The organism is Dyadobacter sp. SRI_021 (assembly GCF_057586235.1).
Window position 1 is genome coordinate 163,909 of the sequence record NZ_JBYCZM010000005.1, and the last position, 18,321, is coordinate 182,229.

An 18,321-nucleotide genomic window follows, 5' to 3' on the forward strand; every position below is an offset into this window, starting at 1 on the left:
CATTCAAATACCTGCAACCCATTACTCGGAGCTGATCCCCCCTTTAAGGGCGATGATCAGCTCCTGTTGCGTTTGGATCAGTTGGTGTAGTACCTGATTGTCTTCATTTTGAAATCCGGTTTTCAAAAACTTCACCTTATGCAGGCTTATCAATGTTTCAATGTCTGTTTCCAGGATCGCCGCGATCTCCGAAAGCCGGCCCATCGTGATGGAATCCTGTTCTTCATTTTCCAGCTGCCGGTAACGTTGCTTGGAAATCCCTAGCCGCCCGGCCACGTATTCCTGCGAATAACCCAACCGGTTACGCACGAGACGTATATTATCACCGATAGGAATTTTTTTTTCTTTCATGGGGTGCCACTGACAAATCTTTTACCTGTATAAAGGCCGTTTGTTACCCATTATTCCTACTCCCAGTTTTCAATCGGCAACCGATTGATTAGCCTGTGTACACTCCTAGTTCTACTCCTGCAGACAACTAGTTAAAAGTATCACCAGACTGGTTCTTAACCACCACTCAAATGAACATAATGCCACGGTTTTTCAGGCTATTTGCAATATGTATTTAGTACAAAAACTACACGCATTATGAAGAGAAAATTACGATTGCTTGTTTGCTGCTTTATCTGTCTCCTGGCCACATTCACCTCCGTACCTGCACAACAGATTTACAACCAGAAGAATGTTACGCAGGACGTTGTAACAGAACATTACGAAGTTGCGAAGCCTCTTAGGGTAATGGAATACTCTACTGATCCCGGAGGGAGCATCATTGAGAGGCGCCTTGAAATCCTGCCTGAAAACGATTTACCTTCAGCCCGAATCAGAATTATTAACGGTGTTGCCGAAGAAATTCCATTTGTAAACCAACCACCGTTTGATGCAGTTTTTAACGATGGTCTTTTCGGTTTACAGCATAGCGTAGATGCTGCCACACTGTTACTGGGAACAGAAGTGACCCTAAAAGTAATAAAGGATAAGTTTGGATGGGTCGGACTTGATAACCAGCCTATAAACGGGAAACCTATCATTTGGAATATTCAGGGCCAGGACAAGCCGTCGTGGGTATCTTCGCCGGCGTACAGCCCAGTTGCTAAAGAATTTGTTCTTAAAGTTGACGGAAGCGAGCCTGAAAAAATAACTCAAATTGATGCGATAGGCCACGAGCTTGTTCATGGCATCATAGATAATAAAGTGGGATCTCCCCTCAACACAAGTCCTTGTAGCGAAAGAAGGGTACTTGAAGAGGCCCTGGCCGACATTATCGGATTGTACATTCTAAATGAATACGAGCAAAACTCTCCAGCATTTTACAAATGGACAGAGGGGAAAGGGTATTCCATACTGGGGAGCTGCTTTGATGACCCCAACTCAAGAGGACAGCCAGACACTTATTTTGGAGACTATTATGCCAATGTGTGTCCCCTTGATGAACAGTTTCCTGAGCATCAGAATGCGACAGTGATTGACCACTGGTATTATCTCCTGGCTGTCGGCACCACTGGCACTGAAATAAATGATCTCGGCTATTCTTACCAACTCAATGGAATAGGGATAGAAAATGCCATCCAGATCGTGTGGAACTGCCTTGACCACCTCACGGCGAAAACCAATTTCAACGAGCTCAAACAAATAACCCTTACAGTGGCTGAACAGCTCTACGGCCTTCACTCCACTGAATACCTTGCTGTAATGGACGCATGGTGTGCAGTAGGTATCTGTGACAACAATCTCGGCCCGTTTTATATGTCGCCCGCTCATGGTACGATCGGTGTCCAGCCCTGGCCCGGAGTTGATGTGAACGTTACCTGGGAAGGTTTGCCTGTCGATGAATGGGAAGTTCAAATGGCAACTAATGCCGCTTTCACGGAAAACGTGCAGAATATCCTGATCAAAAACTTTTCGGTGGTTATCAAGCCGGGAGGCGGGAGCGCATATTCTGGCTTCGCGACTGGTCACTATCTTCCCGGCACGCGCGTATATGCCCGTGCGCGCATCACACAGGCAGGTGTCAATTTTTGCAAAGGGTACAATCCACTTTGTGTGTTATATCAGCAATATGGCCCGGCTCATGCATTCACACTTGACGACAAGCAGACCCAATTCTGGCATACAGTACCCAGCGACCACTGGACCGTCAATCCGTGGAACGACCCGTCCATTTCATGGAAAAGTGTCGGAAATGCGGAGCAATACGTTTACGAGGTAAGTGAAGACGAAGCATTTTCAAAAATCGCTTTTACCGGCACCACCCCATTTTCCGGTAACTTCACGGAATCCGGCACTATCAATACAATGCTGGATCCGGGGAAAACCTACTTTACCCGCGTAAGGGCCAAGCGATTCAATACCCCATATCTAATCAACAACTATGGCGCCTGGTCTAAAACTGAACCGGTTAATGTTTCAACACCAAGGACCTCCGTCCTTCAAGCTTTGAATCAAAAACCGGGTGACCCGGCCGTGGAGGTCAGCAGTCTCGGATTTTGGGTCGGTTGGTATTCTTATTCGGGTGCGAGTAATTATGTTATTCAAATTGCCACAGACGACGCATTTCAGAATATTATCCGCACGAAAACCGTTGCCGGCAATCTGACCACCGCATTAATAGAACTACCATCACTACCCGATTTGTCCTACTTATCAGTTCGGGTACTGCCGCAACAAGGTAGCGAATTTGGCCTTTGCGACAACGTATGGCGGGTCAAAACCAATAAAACTGCGACGGTCCCAGCGATGAAAAATCCCATCAACGGTACTGCCTTTGCCTTCAAAGCACCCGTTGCCGCTTTTGAATGGAAGGGGGGAACCCTCAACCTAAACCTGGTACATCATTTCGAATTACATTTCAAGAAAAAGTCCTCCAATCTTACTTCCATCTTCACAACACAAGATGTAAGTTTCAATATCGGCCTGATGGACGCCTCCCTGTTCGACAGCAAACAAGGTTTTGAAGTGGCAGTCTTGGCAGTCGGGCCACTCGGAGCCAAATCTGCGCTATCCCCACCATTCACCTACAACATTTGCCCGGACCAGCCTGATGTAGTCTTTCCCATCGACTTGATCAGCGAAATAGATGCTCTTCAGGATTTCGATATCAAATGGAAAGACAGTTTCTGGTTTGATCCCGGAAGTGCATATCTGGTCACGATCAGAGATGCCAAGACCTCCGCCCTGGTACCAGGGTTCAGTAACAAACCAACAACAATAACCTCGATGCCCGTTCCGGCCGGAACGCTCACCAATGGGAACAAATACTCCGTAACCGTCAAAAATTCGTCCTCGTGCGCCGGAATCTTCGCAGCGGATAACGTTTTCAAAACAGTAGGTTCGGGATCCAACCAACCGCAGCCATCCAAACTTGTCAATTTTGAAATTGAACTAAAAGGATTTCGCAACAACCAGGGCGGCCTTGCTTGGGAAACCTCCGACTATGTCCTTGGCATCGAGTTTATCGATCCGGATGGTAATGTATTAGCTCTTTTCGACCCGGGCAATAATCTGGTTACAGAGCTCCTGGTAGATTCCGAAAACTCGGGCGTAATCATGCAAGCCTTCAACAAGCCCCAAGGCCAGTACAAGCTCAGGCTCAAAATGAAAAATATCTTCAATCCGATTCTTTACTACCCCTTCGACCAGCCGCGGTTTTCAGTTTTTCTCAATGGGCAACCCATTGTTAACCCTCACGTAATCACAGTCGATTTTGCCAATCCAAATTCCACGTTTAACGAATGGGTTGTCGGCTTCCAGTTTGCAGATATCATTCTGAATGTAATTTAGAACCTTCACCAAACACTATACTGTCATCATGAAAAATCTACAATATGCTCTCGTAGGAGCCCTTTGTCTGTTGCTTCACAACGCACTATCTCAAAACCTGTACAACCCCAAAAATGTCGATAAAACGGTGATGACTTACTACCAGGGAATGCAGACAATGCGGGTATTGGAACACACAATAAATCCAGATCCGCAAAGCGAAAAAATCTACCGGCTCGAGACATTGTCCGAAAACGGCTTTCCGCCAATTTCGCTTGTCGGAACAGACAACGGCTCGACTGTTACGTTCGAGGACAAGTTTCCTTATGACGATATGTATTCCGATAATACAACCCCGTACCTCAGCACAGAAGCAGCGCAACTATTTTATGGATTTCAGACTGCGATGAAAATCTTTGATCAAAGATTTGGCTGGAAAGGATTGGATGCGATTGGTGTGAATCCAGCCAAAATATTCATCGAAAATTCAGATGAAACACAGAGTAGCGAATATTCCTACGCCAAGTATTCTCTAACCAACGAAGATTTCGTATTCGGCAAAAGTGTACAACAAAATACCCCCTTGTATTGCTCGATGGATGTTGCTGCCCATGAATTTAGCCATGCTGTTATGGCACACAGGAATAACGTCACATTCTTACCCAGTGTTTGTACAGAATACCGATCAATAGACGAAGGCCTTGCCAATGTATTTGGGATTTACGTCAAGAATAAAGTATTGCAGTCTACGCCCCAAAGCTATAACTGGTTTCTGATGGAAGAGTTTTTTCTAAAGAAATGGGATCTAAGAGACCCAAAATCAAATAAGTTGGCTGATACATACAAAGGCAAAAATTTCGATAATGGTTGCTCAGCGAACTATGATTATGGTGCAGGAGCAGGTGTTGTAGTCAAATGGTTCTACCTCCTCTCCTCTGGTTTTGCAGGTTCGGCTACCAATGATTTAGGGTATCAATATGGTAACCTGACGGGAATAGGCGTAGAAAAAGCGATTCAAATTATCTGGGATGCTATACCGAAGCTTAAAGCTTACTCCGACTATCCGGCATTCAAAACGTTCACACTTGATGCAGCAAAACAGTTATATGGTGGCAATTCCGCAGAATACCAGGCAGTCGAAAAAGCCTGGTGCGCGGTAGGCGTCTGCGACAATAACCTGCCATTCTTTTCCATTTATCCGGCCAATGCCTCGGCTAACATCGACCCATGGCCCGCGGTTAAAGTTAATTTTTCGTGGGACAACGACGCACGCGTTAAGGAAGTGGAAGTGCAAATGGCCTCGGATTACAACTTTACCAATCCGCAGGTATATAAGGTGAGCACCTTCGACACCTTTTTCAAGCCGGGCGGGGGCGTATTTTACAAAGGCAGCGCCAGCGGCTATTTTCGCCCGCAGGAAACGGTATATGTGAGGGCCAAAATCACCCAGGCTGACGCCAATTTTTGCAAAGGATTGAATCCGCTCTGCAAAGTCTATCAGCAGTTCAGCCCCACACATGTCTTCAAACTGGCCGATAAGCGGGTCGAGTTCTGGCCGTCAGCTACCTCCACCACTGTAACGCCATGGTATCCGGAAATAACCTGGAAATCAATGAAAGATGCCGAGCTTTACTTGATACAGGTTGGCAACGATCCTTACTTTAACTCCGTAGTCTATGAAGGATATGCGCCGCATACCGGTAATTTTACGGAAACCGGGCATATTAACGCAACCCTGGATATCGGCCAAATTTACTATGCACGTGTCGCGGCAAAAAGACTTGATAAGCCGGTACTCCAGAGCAACTATGGCGTTTTGTCTAAGCCCCTGATAGTTAAAACGTCCATCCCTTCAACATCCGTCATCCAGGCTAAAACCCAAAAGCTAAATGATCCACCGACACCCATTGGAAGCCTGGGGCGGTTAGTCAGTTGGGATCCGGTACCGGGCGCAACCGGCTTTGTGGTGGAAGTCGCGAAGGACAATGCTTTCTTCGACATTGTATCGTCTGTCAACTTACCTGGAAATGCAGCCAGCACCATCCTGCTTTTCCCGCCATTGCCTGATCAGACCAATCTCTTCATCCGCGTACGTCCCAAAAACAACCTCGCCTTTGGCATTTGCAGCAATGTATGGAGGATCAAAATAGATGAAACGGCAGCGTTGCCCCTAATGACATCGCCTGCAAACGGAATCACGTTTCCATTTAAGAACTTCGCGGCAGCAGGTTTTGAATGGAAAAGCGGGTCACTTAACATGAATACCGTCGATCACTTTGAACTTCACCTTACCCGAAAGACATCCGGATTGACCTCCATTTTTACTTCCCAAGGTAAGGCAATGCAATTATTCGTTCAGGATCCATTGCTGTTTAATGACCACCAAGGTTTGCAAGCAAGCGTACTGGCTGTCAATACGCTAGGCGCAAAAACAGCTCTTTCACTGCCTTTTGATTATACCATTTGCGACGACCACCCGGCCGTTTTCTTCCCCGGTGATTTGGGCAAGGTCGATCCTACCAAGAATTTTAACATTCAATGGTTCCCAAGCGAGTCGTTCCCTTCGGGCAGTCAGTATTTGGTGACTATCAAGGAGGCCGGACTTAACGCATTGGCCGGATTTACCGACAAACCGACGACCTCCAATTTCATGCCTGTTCCCGTCGGTACGCTTATAAATGGCAAAAACTATACTGTAACTGTTAAAAATTCGTCCTCCTGTGCAGCATTATTACCACCAGCCACGTTTTTTTCCGCGGTCGGTTCAGGCGGTTCGAACCAACCTCCGCAACCTAAGCCAGTTGATTTCAAAATCGAATTGAAAGGTTTCCGAAACGATCCGGATGCATTCTCGATTCCACCGGCTTACGGAACATCCAATTATGAGTTCGGAATCGAGTTCATTGATCCCGATGGCAATGTTCTGGCACTCCTGGACCCAAATAGTATGCAGGTGACAAAGCTACTCGTCGACTCTGAAAACTCAGGAGTAATCATGTTCGGCGACGACAAACCACAAGGGAAGTACAAGCTAAGGCTCAAACTGGCCAAAATTTTCCCGCCCAACACCTACTATCCGCTCGACCAACCACGCTTCTCCGTATTCCTCAACGACCAGGTAGTCGTGTCGAACCATATTATTACGTTTGATATCTTCAATCCCGGTTCAAGTTTTGATGAATGGAAGGAAGGATTTCAGTTTGGCGATATAATCCTGGACATCAAATAAATCTTAAAATCTAAACAAACACGCTATGAAAATCTCCCAATTACTATTAGCCGCCGGAATCCTCTCAGCTTCCGCACTGACGGCCCGTGCGCAACAAGTACGGTACAATACAAAGTCGTTGACGATCAACCGCAACGGCGATTTCCTCACGGCCATCGACGCATCGGGCAAGCACGTGGCCAGTGTGGATCTGACCAAACCTGCATTAAAAGGCAAGGTCGTCGCATTTGTCTATTCCAGCAAAAAGAAAGAAGCCGATAACGAGGTCGCCGAACCGACTACAAGCCTGACGATCTTTCCAAATCCTGCCTCCAAAGAGGTGCAGCTTAATTTGAAAGGAAGCTGGAAATACCCCGTTGATGTACAAATATTCGATCGCAGCGGGAACACGATGCAAAGAGATCGTCTCGATTCATCGGAACGCACATTGAACATCGCTTCACTCAGGCAGGGTGTTTACGTGCTAAAAGCTGAGTCAGGCGAATCAAGGGTGGTGGAGAAATTGGTTGTAGAATGAGTTTCTGGTGGTGCATAGATTAAAACCAGTCGAGTAGCTAAAACAGAAGCCGGACATTGCCTGGCTTCTGTTTTCATCTCCTTCCGGCGGTGGAACGGCTACGCTCTAAAGCATTAATTGTTTATATTAGTCTCTACCAATCTTTTGCAACCGCCATGAAATACACCGCCTCCATCGACAAACCAACCAAAACCATTACAATCGGTATAACAATCTTATTCGCCAGCATCGGGATTTTAGAACTTTTAACCTTTTCCCCTGAGGCGAAAATCGGTGCGTTTGTTTCAATTGCCATTATGCTGGCTATTTATTGGGGGACTTACGTTTATCGGGTGACAGGCTACACACTAACGGACGACGTATTGACCATTCACCGGCCTATAAGCGACGTTACGTACTCACGGCACACCATCGAATCCGTACGGATAGTGACGAAAGAACAACTCAAATTCACGATTCGTACGTTCGGCGTAGGGGGCTTTTGGGGTTATTTTGGCAAGTTTTACAATTCGGTTTACGGGAAAATGACCTGGTATGCCACTCGCCGTGATCAGATGGTGCTCATCAAGACGGACCACAATACAATCCTCCTCTCACCGGACGATATCGATTCATTTATCAAAGATTTAGAAAAAAGCGTCCAAGTCATCAACTAGGCGTGCTGGCAAATCGCAATTATTACTTATTCGCCAGATTTTTCGAAAAGAAAGGCAGCAGCTTCGTCTCGATCCGCTCTCCTATTTTGTTGAGGTGATCACCCTGGTATTCTTCATAGGAATGCTCGATCTTATAGTTGTCCAGCACCTGGTGGAGGATTTTAATATTGGAAGCAATAGGCTGGTCGCGGTCGCCGGCATCAAAACCGATCCCCTTCATTTGTTTTAAATTGGTAATATATTGGTCAATGCTGGCAAGCGTCATGTTGGCATTCCACTTGATCTCGGCGGCAAGATTTAATTTCCCATTTTCGACGATCGGATCGGCGTAGAACGGCGGACGCAGGGGGTTAGGCGACCATGCGGCAGCATAGGCAAGCGCTACCTTGGTCATGAAATCCGCTTTTGCAATGTCATCGGGCGTTTTTACTGCCTCGATTTTTGCCAGCGCGTCGGCAGGACGCGGGTTGCCGGGAGCAAGGCAGCATGGGCTCAGCAGGTAAATGCTCGAAAATATTTCGGGATGCCGCTCGCCGATGCGGATCGTGCCGTAGCCACCCATCGAATGTCCGGCCAGGCCGCGGCTGGCAGCTTTGGCAATCGTCCGGTAATGCTGGTCGATGTAAGCGACGAGCTCTTTGGCAACAAAATCCTCCCAGTTTCCCGCCGTAATGGAATTGGAATAATAACTGCCGCCCGAGCGCGTCAATGCATTCGGGGTAACAATGATCATCTCCTGCGCCCGACCGGACGTGAATACCTGATCGACAATAACCGGCAGATTGATCCAATGTTTTACAAACCCATACCACTGCGCATCCGTATCCGTGAAGCCATGCAGCAAATACACCACCGGATAGCGTCGCTTCGACTCCTTTTTATAACTCGGCGGCAGGTATATTGAGACATCGGGGTCGGCGGGATTACCTTCCAGATTCCCTTCCAGCGATTTCCCGTGTACTTTAATTCGTTCTACCGATCCTTTGAGCGGTGATTGCCCGAATGCGAAAACGGGTGCGAGCAGGATTACAAATAAACAGGCGGTCAATCTTTTTCTTTTCATTACGTTCAGGTTTGAATATGCCGTAAATTAAAAAAGATTAACCGCCTGTTAAAGCGCCCCGAATGCGGATCAGTAATTAAACCTTTGTCCGTCCGATAATGTCGAAACGTGCCGCATTTTACCATGGCGGAAATCGCTGTAAAGTTCCTTGATTTCCTCCTGATGGTCGGCAATGAAAGGCCCGTGCGAAACGATACTATCATGTTGCGGCTCGCCCGCATATAGCACCACGCGTGCACCTTCCGCTCCCGCGGCTAAGATCAGCTCACTTGCCTCACCGCCGACTCCCCGGCTCAACCAGCCGATCTGGTTAATTTTCAGCGATTGCTTCTCGTCACCTACTGCGACATCGCCATCAATCACATACAAAAAAGCATTGTACGAAGCCTGCAACGATTCCGCGAGTCTGGCGCCCGGCTGCAACCGGATGTCGGCCACGATGAGCGGCACGTAATTCTTCACGGGCGAGCGCATCCCGGCAAAAGAACCGCTATATAAAACCGTTTTTACGCCATCCTTTTCGGTCGTTGGCGCATTGGCAAATGTCAGGTCCTGTACTCGCGGCGTTGCCCAGCGATCGGCTTTCGGCAGGTTCAACCACATTTGCAACAGACGCATCCGCGATCTGCCTTCGATCGTCTCGGTGTGTACAATTCCGCTGCCGGCGGTCATGATCTGAAAATCACCCTGCTTCATCATATGCGTTTCGTCGCCGATTTCACCTTCCAGCAATAGCGAAACGGTTTCAAAACCAGCATGCGGATGCGGCCCTCCCACGGGCTCGTCGTCCTTTTTATCCAGAAAATCATCCATCAGTATGATGAACGGGTCGCTGTGCTCGAATTCGTGGTAAACAACCGCCCGCGCCGTGTGGTCCGGACCGAGAAATCCGGGTTGGGCAGGCGGCGTTTTGATACTGATTATATTTCTGATAATACCTTGATTTTCCATGATTTGCTTCCTTTGTTAAATTCATGAAGCCATTTGTGGGCCTCATTTGGTTAACAAAAAACGATGCTTCAACCATCCATTTAACCCGCTATACATTTGGTTAGTACAGCCACAGCCCGCCCGGTTCCTGATATTCCAAAGACCAATAAATGACAGAAAATTGTCAACAAATGCGAAAATCCTGCCAACAACCAAATTCTTTCTGTCAACTTTTTGTTGGAAAGGGTGACAGGGGTGTGAGCGAAACTACGCAGCCCAAGCCATGTACCCATTAAAGTCCTATTTTACACTTCACAATGCAGTTTTATTCAGAACGTTTACGCTACGAAAAATTCACTCCCGACCATTTCGAAGACTACTTCCGGCTCGTCTCTCAACAGGATGTAATGCTGTACATCAGCGGAGCCGGGCTCGACATGGAAGGCGCCCGCAAAAGATTTGAAAGATCGCTCAGTGCCGACGGCCAGCAAAGCGAAATGGGCTTTGTGGCTGTTTACGAACAGGTTACCGGTTTGTATATAGGCTTAGGCAAAATCGTGCCTTTCGAGGATGGTCTCACAGAGATTGGTTACGCGCTCCTGCCCGAGTTCTGGGGCAAAGGGTACGCGTCCGAAATCACGAGCCGGCTCGTTGCCTACGCCCGTGAATGCGGCAGCGTCGAATCGCTCGTTGCCCTGGTAGTACCCGAAAACCACGCATCCGTTAATGTGCTTACCAAACACCAATTCCGCTTTTTCCGCGAAGTACCCGACGGCGATGTGATACGGCATGATTACATTCTGGATTTGTGACTTCGACGCTTTTTGTGTGTAGTGATGAAGCCAATTCCTTCTGTATGGTAGGTTCCTGCAGGTAATTTGTCTATAAATGCCATAAAGGAGTCATGTAAGCCTAGCAAATGATCAAGTTTCTTACTTAGATCATCTATTGCCGCAGCTTCTCTTAATCGGTCCCTTTCAACGGACGGAGTCCAATAGGTTTTAAAAGCATAAGAGTTGGGAGTCGAATGCTCAACGAGATACATTATTCCGTCGGTTCCTGTCGGCCAACCGGGAATATCCTGTGAATCAGGAATAGATAATATCGAAAGGTTTTTAAAAACGGAGTATACTACGTGGGCTTGGGCTGTATCTAATTTGGTCACGTTAAATAGTAGTTTGGGATCCTCCTTTCGTCGCCTTCTTCGCTTTTCTTCTGACAAATATCTCGTTGTACATACATATTGAAATCCGTAAAAAATCCGAAAATCGTTGGTGAAAATTTCAACTGCGCGGGTATCTGTCGAAAATATAAGCAGTAAACTATCCTTCGAAACCAGCGGATCACGCATTTTCATCTGAGCAATCCGTTCACGCTGCCATTTGTAGAAAAGCGTTGTGTCCCCGGACTTATAAACCGGAACCGATATTGACTTCGATTGTCCGAAACCGTCGATCGCGAATAACAAACTGATCAAAAACGGCACCAATTTCAGCGTCATAACAACCTGGTTGTTTTTCTTACAAATTCAAAAACATCGGTTACAAAAGCAATATTTACCGGCAAATAAAGGAGACTAATGCGTACGATAAAACGTTCATTACCACTTGAAAAGTAGTGCGCTTTTTGACTTGTGCAAGCACTATGAACGCATTACTAACCCCTACCGGCCCCGAAGACCCGGTTTGCATGGCCTATGGCCGCGAAGTGAAAGCGTTGTTGAATGTCAGTGATCCGGTGTCATGGACAGAGGACCCCTGGACAATCTACACCGGCTTCACGCTGGCCCAGAAGGAGCTCGGTTATGACCCGCGCATTGCCGACACCTTTTGTTCTTTCAAGGAGTTACTGTTTTTCTTTGAGAGGGTAAAAGAAATCTCCTGAGGCTATTGAAAAGAATTTGTACGGACGAACGATCTTGGGGAGGCAAATACCTCTCCTTTTTTATTCCAATTGGCATAATTGTTTCTGTATATAACCGGGCAATAGCCACGGAATAGTTACAGAAAAGACACCAAATGATCGGACAATTATACACTACCCCTCAGACGATCGTCGTAGCCGGTGCAACCGGGCACCTCGGAACGTTGATCGTTCAGGAACTCCTCACACGGCATGCGCACGTAAGGGCGCTCGTACGGAGAGATACGCCCCTGTCCAAAACAGCAATACTGGAAAAAGCCGGAGCGGTGATAATCCCGGTCGATTATCAGAACACGGTTACACTCGCCGAAGCACTCCGGAATGCACAATGTGTCGTTTCGGCATTGTCGGGTTTGCAGGACGTGATCGTCGAAACGCAATCCGACCTGCTCAAAGCCGCGCTGAATGCTGGCGTGCCGCGCTTCATTCCCTCTGACTATTGCATTGATTATACAAAACTTCCGGATGGCTCGAACCGTAATCTCGACCTCCGTCGTGCCTTTGCGTCGGTTATCGACCGCACACCGATCCACGCTACTTCCATTCTCAACGGCATGTTCACCGACTTGCTCAAAGATCAGGCGCCACTGATCCTTCCCAAACTGAACCGCGTGATCTACTGGGGCGAAGCCGATCAGCCGATGGATTTCACAACCATGGCCAACACCGCCGCATTTACTGCCGCTGCGGCACTGGATTCACAGGCACCGCGGTTCTTGCGCATTGCGGCCGAAGTAGCCACCATACAGGACTTGCAACGGGCTGCCAGCCAGGCCCATGGAAAAGAATTTCGATTGTGGAGGATCGGAGGATTGGGCTTTCTGGCGATGATGATCCGCATCATGCGCACAATTGCCCCCGCCAGGGGCGAAGTATTCCCGCCCTGGCAGGGCATGCAATATTTGCATAATATGCTCAGCGGCTTGCCCAAGCTGGGACCGCTGGATAATGCTCGTTATCCTGGCATAAAATGGACAAAGGTCCGGGAGGTGCTGGGCAGTTAGTTTCCCTCCAAAAACTCCTTCACGAGTATGGCCGTGATTTCCGGCTGCTTGCTACCGGCCTTTGCCGTGCAAATCTCTCCTAGTAATGTTCCATGCACGCCGGGAAGGATCACGAGCTCGGCCTTCGGGATCAGCTTGGAGATTTCGACAATGTGCTCTGTTTTGATCACATCTTTGTCGCCGCTCAAAATCAATGCGGGTGCCTGTATGCGCGTGAGGTCGCTTTGGGGCCAATCTGCGAAGGTCCGGCGGCGCTCACGGTCCTTATTGAACATCGTTTGGAGGCCTTTCGGGTCGGGATTTACTTTGAGGTAATATTCTTTCAAAGGCGCAGGCATATTATCGAGCGAGGCATTATCCATCATTTCGAAAAAGCCGTCTATCATCCCCGCACGGGTGTAATTGGAGGCTACCACGATGATTTTGTTAATCAGTTCAGGGTGACGACCGGCGAGTTGCATTGTAGTACAGCCGCCGTCGCTGAAACCGAGAACATTGGCTCTTCCTACTTTCAGATGCCGGAGCAATGCAGCCACATCGTCGGCATCCTGCTGAAACGACTCGGGCGCGTCACGATCGCTCGTGCGGCCATGCGCCTGCAACTCAACGGCGATGATCTTGCTGAATGCCGCGAGCCTAGGCAGAATATTGCCGAATGTTGTTTCGATCGTCGAGCCGCCGCCGTGAATAAGCACCAGCGGAACATCGCCGTCCCCGTAAACCTCATAATACATTTTCAGCCCATTCACGGGCGCATAACCGGTTGTTTTTGGCTGTTCCATGCGAGTTTGTTGTGCTTGAACGGATAAATTCAGCATTGCGCCGAGCAATGCAACGACCAGCGTTTTCATGACTGCTGGATAGCTTTCCTGCCTTCGAGATACACCGAGAGCTTGTCGACATTCTCTTTCAAGCCTTCGGCCGCATTGTTCGATTTCACGATGCGGATCATCTGCTCCGCCGATTCGAAAAGCATATGCCAGCGCAGAAACGTCTCCTCACCCTGCGCTTCAAACTCCACCGTGGTCACGAAGCTGGGCGCAAAATGCTGGTATACAATCTTTTTCAACGGAATAACTTCCTTAAATATACTCCTGTTCTGATAATCTTTTCCATCGGGGCCGTGCATCACGAGTTCCCATACACCGCCCGGCACGAGGTCCATTGTCGTGATCGTGTTCGTGAAGCCGTTTGGCCCCCACCATTTGGCAATGTGCTCCGGCTGGGTCCACACCTCCCACACCAGCTCTACCGGCGCATTCAGTTTGCGGGTAATGATCAGTTCGCGGTCGTGCGTGCTGCTTTTTTCATTTTCCATATCGCTCTTTTTTTAGTTGTTCCAAATAGCTTTCCAATGAATCCAATTTGCTCTCCCAATGCTTTTTGTACTGCTCCACCCACACCGACACTTCGCTGAGGCTATCGAGCCGCGCTTCGCAAATATGGTCCCTACCCTCTTTGCGGATAAAAATCAGCCCGCAATCACTCAGGATTTTAACGTGTAGCGAAATCGCCTGCCTGGTTACATCAAACTGCTCGGCAATGGCATTCACATTCTGGGGCTGCTCGGCCAGCATACCGATGATCGCCCGGCGCGTGGGGTCGGCTATGGCCTGATATACATCTCTTCGTGCTCTCATAACATGCAAGTATTTGCTTGCAAATATATATGCAAGTACTTACTTGCGCAACATTTATCTGTTAATTTTGAAGTGTCGAAAAAAGGACTTCAATTTGTCGCGACCGCCCCCTGTGAATGTCCGTTTTAGGGAGCATGCGTGACGGTGCAAGTCCATACTTTTGCATCTGTCAACAATCTAAAATCAAGTCCAATCACCTTTAAATCTTTTAGCTATGCCCAAAATCAATCCTTACCTCAACTTCGACGGAACTGCGGAAGAGGCATTCAATTTTTACAAATCCGTTTTCGGTGGCGAATTCCGGGGCGTTCACAGAATGGACGGCGCCCCCGGCTCGGAAAACCTGCCCGAAAATGAAAGAAACCGTATTATGCACATTGCATTGCCGGTGGGCGATGAGTTGCTGATGGCTTCCGACATTATGCCTTCCATGGGCCAGACGCTCAAAGTCGGCAATAATAATTACGTTTCCATTTTCCCTGACAGCCGCGAACAGGCCGATGAGTTTTTCAACGGTCTATCAGCGGGTGGTACCATCGAAATGCCGATGGAAGACCAATTCTGGGGCGATTATTTTGGCGCTTTCCAGGACAAGTTCGGCGTAAACTGGATGATCAATTTTCCTGCGCAGCAAGGCGCATAATGTACAGTTGTAATGACGAAAGGCCGGTTTCCGAAGATGCGGACCGGCCTTTTTCTATTTTTTATACTAAGCAAACATCCATTCCATAATGCCCTCCCTACGCACAGCATTCCAGGTCCCATGCCTCGCGGTGTTACTTCCCTGCCAGCTTCTTCGCCTGGGCTTCCAGGATCAGTTGCAGGTCGGCGCTGGCGTCGGTTACGTGAGCATAGGAACCCATGCCCAGTTCGCTTAGCTTTTTGAGTTTCTGGCCGGTATGCTCGTTGCGTCCAAAGGTAAAAACACTCAGATACACATCCTGACGGGCATTCTGGCGGATCATGTCCACCACCTCGTCGCTCACGGGGAACTCGCCGTCGGTAGCGAGCACAATGCGGTTATTGCCGGCCCGGATGTACTGTTTGTTGGCGGTTTTGTAGGCTAGTTTAATGCCTTCATTACCATCCGTATCGCCGTCGGATTGCAGCAGGTCGATCATCCTTGCAATTTCGGATGCTTTGGCGCCCGAAGTTGGTTTCAGCACTACCCTTGCCTTGCCGGAATAAAGCACGATCGAAATCATATCCTCGGGCCGCACGAGCGTCAGCAGCGATTTGATGGAGCGTTTCAGCAGGGGTAATTTGTAAGGAGAGTTCATTGAAGACGACACATCCAGCAGCAGTACCATGTTGTTCGGCGCAAAGCCTTCAAGCGAGCGGGTAACGTTTTGCAGTTGTGCATTGCGGTCTACATACACGGTATCCACACGCACGCGCTCCACGTACACGGTGTCGCGCTTCACCTGCGTAATGGGCGCATTCGCAGGCGCTCCCTCGTTCGCGAGCGGGCGCGTATCCTGGCGCGCAGGAGGCTTCGGTGTGGCAGTTATGTCGCCATTGTTGGCTTGAACCTGCGTTATGGCTTCGGCTGGCTTCTCAACCCTGGGCTTTTCGATTTTCGGCTCCTCTATTTTCGCCGGCGGTACATCCGGTTTCTGAGGAGTAGTCCGCTGGAATGCGAAAACATCGGGCTGGTTAATCATTTTCAGAAGTCCTGCTTTCGAGAGTTCTATGAAGTTGTTATACTCGTAAACCAGCTCATTGTTATAGAAATAGTAAAACGACTCATAAGGATGTGCCGCATAACCCGATCTAGCCGGCTTGTATTTCTGCACGTTCTCCGCAAACCGGCCCGCATTGGCCCCCAGGTCCTCATAGGGCGTATACGGACAAAGCCCGTTACTTCTACCATAGCGCTGCAGTCCTTTCATGTTTTTATACTCGTCTGCGATCAATTGTCTGCTATCGGCTTCCAACCGGTCGGTTTCCGGTAGTTTCGAAGCCTCTCCTTTAAGATAATCCCGCAGGCCGAACATCACATCGTGGCCATTATCCATGGTTTTCAGCATAGCGCTACCCGCGATGTACCACGAGCTTGTGGGTGTTGCATTGGGATAGCTTTCGTGAATGCGGCGGACATCATTGTAGAGCTGCTCTTTCTTTTTATCCAGAATATCGAAAAGAACAAGGTAGCGGTCGAGAATGGCGTCGGAGCGTTTGAGCTGGTCTTGCAGATATTGTTTTTCGGAAGTATAACGGATCAGCTCGATGCTTAGGCCGTCCATTTCCTGTAAAATATTCATCAACACCTCCGCCTGGCCGGTCACTGATTTACGGTAAGGTTCCGGAATGGCTGAACTCGCGCTCAAAAGCAGGGTATATTCAGAAGAAGGCAGTTTGAAGTCCTCATGCGAGTAGCTTAGATTGGCCCGCTTTTGCGCCTTCGCGGGATCGCGGTAGTATTCTGCGGAGCTCTGGTAGTTGCGAACGATCATTTGCAGCAAATGCATTTGCCGCAATGACTCGTTGATCCAATCCACATATTGATTTAAAGTCTTAACCACCGCTGCGTTGGCAGGAGCAGTCGATTTTTTAACATTCAATGGCTGAAAAGACCTATCCTGAAACGGCGGAGTGCTTTTGCCGGCAGAAGCTACATTGTTCGCCCCTTCCGCCTTCATGACCGGGCTGAAAAACGGATAATTCAACAGCAAATGCCCCGGCCTGCTATACCCGACAAACGCCTTGTAAAATTCCAGCATATCGTGATTAAACTGCTCCACCAGCGATAAATACACCGCATTACCGTGGCGGGCCGACTGTTGCGCCGCGAAGTTGTGATCATCGAGCGCCCGCCGTTTGATATCCTGCATCGACGTCAATGCCGATTTGAAACTACCCACCATATCGGATGCCGGGTATTGCAATTGCGAAGCGGTATTCCCAATGGTCGCGAGCACCTTTTCATCATCCAGGATGCTCTGCCGCACGAGCGCTACCGGCCATTCGGCTTTGTTTTCTTCATTCAGATAATAGGGTAATGCATCCAGTAACCGCTGTTGGGCGGCGATTACTTCGCCCATGGCCTTCTCTGTTACAATATAAGGATCGGTAACCGGACGATTTTGAACGCCCGTGTAAACTTGCCTGATTTGCGTGTACAATGCGTTTTTGTCGTGTGCATAGCGTTCAAAAAGCGACTGTATTTCCTCGACCAGCGCATCGGATTTTTTCAGTTTGTCGCGCTCGTAATCTTTCAGCCGCACATAAGTTTCCAGCGCTTTGCAGGTTTCATCGAGCTTGTTGAGCACGTGCCAGACATTTTCCAGCCCGGCGTTCAATTGCTTCCGCTTTCCCGCTTCGATGCCCAACCCGTGTGTTGCCTTTTGGTAATAATATTCTTCCAATGGCCCCGACGACGGCAGGCGTAAGCCGTAATCCGGCTTCTTACGGTAACGGGCCACGTCGTCCTGATAGTCGCGAAGCATTTTGAACCGGCGGATAACCTGCTCCGACGACTGGCTCAGAAATTCGATATAGTGGTTCAAGGACGTCTGCGGCGCTTCCTGTTGCGCGGCAACCGGGCTGATAATGAATCCAAAAAGAATAAGCAGGATGGAGAATCGCTTCATACGTAAA

At 48.7% G+C, this 18,321-nt stretch carries 17 protein-coding genes; 8 read left to right on the forward strand and 9 right to left on the reverse strand.

Annotated elements, in window-relative coordinates; all coding sequences use genetic code 11:
• Positions 1 to 21: 21 nt before the first annotated feature.
• Positions 22 to 351: a helix-turn-helix domain-containing protein gene (locus tag AC2YIT_RS16755; RefSeq protein ID WP_487279904.1), complete on the reverse strand. Its 330-nt coding sequence runs from the start codon at positions 349 to 351 to the stop codon at positions 22 to 24.
• 237 nt (positions 352 to 588) lie between these two features.
• Between AC2YIT_RS16755 and AC2YIT_RS16760 the strand changes: the two genes are divergently transcribed.
• Genes AC2YIT_RS16760 through AC2YIT_RS16770 form a run of 3 tightly spaced genes read left to right on the forward strand, consistent with a single transcriptional unit; the run spans position 589 to position 7,505 of the window.
• Positions 589 to 3,780 carry a M4 family metallopeptidase gene (locus AC2YIT_RS16760; RefSeq protein WP_487279905.1) on the forward strand — a complete coding sequence of 1,064 codons (3,192 nt, stop codon included), beginning with the start codon at positions 589 to 591 and terminating at the stop codon, positions 3,778 to 3,780.
• A 28-nt stretch (positions 3,781 to 3,808) separates the two neighbouring features.
• Positions 3,809 to 6,988: a M4 family metallopeptidase gene (locus AC2YIT_RS16765; RefSeq protein WP_487279906.1), complete on the forward strand. Its 3,180-nt coding sequence runs from the start codon at positions 3,809 to 3,811 to the stop codon at positions 6,986 to 6,988.
• 25 nt (positions 6,989 to 7,013) lie between these two features.
• Positions 7,014 to 7,505, forward strand: a complete 492-nt coding sequence (locus AC2YIT_RS16770) for a T9SS type A sorting domain-containing protein (protein WP_430848842.1) — start codon at positions 7,014 to 7,016, stop codon at positions 7,503 to 7,505.
• A gap of 133 nt (positions 7,506 to 7,638) precedes the next feature.
• On the opposite strand, the gene AC2YIT_RS16775 is transcribed toward AC2YIT_RS16770, so the two are convergent.
• Positions 7,639 to 7,800 (reverse strand): hypothetical protein, encoded by a 162-nt coding sequence (locus AC2YIT_RS16775; RefSeq protein WP_487279907.1) that lies wholly within the window; start codon positions 7,798 to 7,800, stop codon positions 7,639 to 7,641.
• Between the two features lies 1 nt (position 7,801).
• On the opposite strand from AC2YIT_RS16775, the gene AC2YIT_RS16780 reads away from it, so the two are divergent.
• Positions 7,802 to 8,161 carry a PH domain-containing protein gene (locus AC2YIT_RS16780; RefSeq protein WP_487279908.1) on the forward strand — a complete coding sequence of 120 codons (360 nt, stop codon included), beginning with the start codon at positions 7,802 to 7,804 and terminating at the stop codon, positions 8,159 to 8,161.
• A 22-nt stretch (positions 8,162 to 8,183) separates the two neighbouring features.
• Here the strand turns inward: AC2YIT_RS16780 and AC2YIT_RS16785 are convergent, their stop codons facing one another.
• Together AC2YIT_RS16785 and AC2YIT_RS16790 are read right to left on the reverse strand one after the other, a co-directional pair.
• Positions 8,184 to 9,224, reverse strand: a complete 1,041-nt coding sequence (locus AC2YIT_RS16785) for an alpha/beta hydrolase (RefSeq protein ID WP_487279909.1) — start codon at positions 9,222 to 9,224, stop codon at positions 8,184 to 8,186.
• Positions 9,225 to 9,293: 69 nt separating this feature from the next.
• Positions 9,294 to 10,175 carry a pirin family protein gene (locus AC2YIT_RS16790; RefSeq protein WP_487279910.1) on the reverse strand — a complete coding sequence of 294 codons (882 nt, stop codon included), beginning with the start codon at positions 10,173 to 10,175 and terminating at the stop codon, positions 9,294 to 9,296.
• 296 nt (positions 10,176 to 10,471) lie between these two features.
• Here AC2YIT_RS16790 and AC2YIT_RS16795 point away from each other — a divergent pair, with 296 nt between their 5' ends.
• Positions 10,472 to 10,966 carry a GNAT family N-acetyltransferase gene (locus AC2YIT_RS16795; RefSeq protein WP_430848850.1) on the forward strand — a complete coding sequence of 165 codons (495 nt, stop codon included), beginning with the start codon at positions 10,472 to 10,474 and terminating at the stop codon, positions 10,964 to 10,966.
• Here AC2YIT_RS16795 and AC2YIT_RS16800 read toward each other — a convergent pair.
• Entirely contained in the window at positions 10,948 to 11,655 is a 708-nt protein-coding gene (locus AC2YIT_RS16800; protein WP_487279911.1) for a hypothetical protein, read from the reverse strand. The genes AC2YIT_RS16795 and AC2YIT_RS16800 overlap by 19 nt on opposite strands.
• A 143-nt stretch (positions 11,656 to 11,798) precedes the next feature.
• On the opposite strand from AC2YIT_RS16800, the gene AC2YIT_RS16805 reads away from it, so the two are divergent.
• Together AC2YIT_RS16805 and AC2YIT_RS16810 are read left to right on the forward strand one after the other, a co-directional pair.
• On the forward strand, positions 11,799 to 12,038 hold the full coding sequence (locus tag AC2YIT_RS16805; RefSeq protein WP_430848854.1) for a hypothetical protein: 240 nt from the start codon (positions 11,799 to 11,801) through the stop codon (positions 12,036 to 12,038).
• A 134-nt stretch (positions 12,039 to 12,172) separates the two neighbouring features.
• Entirely contained in the window at positions 12,173 to 13,081 is a 909-nt protein-coding gene (locus tag AC2YIT_RS16810; RefSeq protein ID WP_430848856.1) for an NmrA family NAD(P)-binding protein, read from the forward strand.
• On the opposite strand, the gene AC2YIT_RS16815 is transcribed toward AC2YIT_RS16810, so the two are convergent.
• The 3 genes from AC2YIT_RS16815 to AC2YIT_RS16825 all read right to left on the reverse strand — a co-directional run bounded on the left by AC2YIT_RS16815 (position 13,078) and on the right by AC2YIT_RS16825 (position 14,721).
• Entirely contained in the window at positions 13,078 to 13,863 is a 786-nt protein-coding gene (locus AC2YIT_RS16815; RefSeq protein ID WP_430848858.1) for an alpha/beta fold hydrolase, read from the reverse strand. The two genes, AC2YIT_RS16810 and AC2YIT_RS16815, sit on opposite strands and share 4 nt — an antisense overlap.
• Positions 13,864 to 13,928: 65 nt before the next feature.
• A complete protein-coding gene (locus AC2YIT_RS16820) occupies positions 13,929 to 14,399 on the reverse strand; it encodes an SRPBCC family protein (protein ID WP_430848860.1) in 471 nt (156 codons plus the stop codon).
• Positions 14,389 to 14,721: an ArsR/SmtB family transcription factor gene (locus AC2YIT_RS16825; protein WP_430848862.1), complete on the reverse strand. Its 333-nt coding sequence runs from the start codon at positions 14,719 to 14,721 to the stop codon at positions 14,389 to 14,391. Before AC2YIT_RS16825 ends, AC2YIT_RS16820 begins: the two co-directional genes overlap by 11 nt.
• A gap of 214 nt (positions 14,722 to 14,935) precedes the next feature.
• On the opposite strand from AC2YIT_RS16825, the gene AC2YIT_RS16830 reads away from it, so the two are divergent.
• The gene (locus AC2YIT_RS16830) at positions 14,936 to 15,364 is read left to right on the forward strand and encodes a VOC family protein (protein WP_430848864.1); all 429 of its coding nucleotides are present in this window, start codon (positions 14,936 to 14,938) and stop codon (positions 15,362 to 15,364) included.
• A gap of 133 nt (positions 15,365 to 15,497) precedes the next feature.
• On the opposite strand, the gene AC2YIT_RS16835 is transcribed toward AC2YIT_RS16830, so the two are convergent.
• Positions 15,498 to 18,314, reverse strand: a complete 2,817-nt coding sequence (locus AC2YIT_RS16835) for a vWA domain-containing protein (RefSeq protein ID WP_487279912.1) — start codon at positions 18,312 to 18,314, stop codon at positions 15,498 to 15,500.
• Positions 18,315 to 18,321 lie beyond the last annotated feature (7 nt).

Coding starts and splice junctions, on each gene's coding strand:
- AC2YIT_RS16755 (WP_487279904.1), bottom strand. CDS start 351: ATGAAAGAAAAAAAAATTCCTATCGGTGATAATATACGTCTCGTGCGT.
- AC2YIT_RS16760 (WP_487279905.1), top strand. CDS start 589: ATGAAGAGAAAATTACGATTGCTTGTTTGCTGCTTTATCTGTCTCCTG.
- AC2YIT_RS16765 (WP_487279906.1), top strand. CDS start 3,809: ATGAAAAATCTACAATATGCTCTCGTAGGAGCCCTTTGTCTGTTGCTT.
- AC2YIT_RS16770 (WP_430848842.1), top strand. CDS start 7,014: ATGAAAATCTCCCAATTACTATTAGCCGCCGGAATCCTCTCAGCTTCC.
- AC2YIT_RS16775 (WP_487279907.1), bottom strand. CDS start 7,800: ATGGCAATTGAAACAAACGCACCGATTTTCGCCTCAGGGGAAAAGGTT.
- AC2YIT_RS16780 (WP_487279908.1), top strand. CDS start 7,802: ATGCTGGCTATTTATTGGGGGACTTACGTTTATCGGGTGACAGGCTAC.
- AC2YIT_RS16785 (WP_487279909.1), bottom strand. CDS start 9,224: ATGAAAAGAAAAAGATTGACCGCCTGTTTATTTGTAATCCTGCTCGCA.
- AC2YIT_RS16790 (WP_487279910.1), bottom strand. CDS start 10,175: ATGGAAAATCAAGGTATTATCAGAAATATAATCAGTATCAAAACGCCG.
- AC2YIT_RS16795 (WP_430848850.1), top strand. CDS start 10,472: ATGCAGTTTTATTCAGAACGTTTACGCTACGAAAAATTCACTCCCGAC.
- AC2YIT_RS16800 (WP_487279911.1), bottom strand. CDS start 11,655: ATGACGCTGAAATTGGTGCCGTTTTTGATCAGTTTGTTATTCGCGATC.
- AC2YIT_RS16805 (WP_430848854.1), top strand. CDS start 11,799: ATGAACGCATTACTAACCCCTACCGGCCCCGAAGACCCGGTTTGCATG.
- AC2YIT_RS16810 (WP_430848856.1), top strand. CDS start 12,173: ATGATCGGACAATTATACACTACCCCTCAGACGATCGTCGTAGCCGGT.
- AC2YIT_RS16815 (WP_430848858.1), bottom strand. CDS start 13,863: ATGGAACAGCCAAAAACAACCGGTTATGCGCCCGTGAATGGGCTGAAA.
- AC2YIT_RS16820 (WP_430848860.1), bottom strand. CDS start 14,399: ATGGAAAATGAAAAAAGCAGCACGCACGACCGCGAACTGATCATTACC.
- AC2YIT_RS16825 (WP_430848862.1), bottom strand. CDS start 14,721: ATGAGAGCACGAAGAGATGTATATCAGGCCATAGCCGACCCCACGCGC.
- AC2YIT_RS16830 (WP_430848864.1), top strand. CDS start 14,936: ATGCCCAAAATCAATCCTTACCTCAACTTCGACGGAACTGCGGAAGAG.
- AC2YIT_RS16835 (WP_487279912.1), bottom strand. CDS start 18,314: ATGAAGCGATTCTCCATCCTGCTTATTCTTTTTGGATTCATTATCAGC.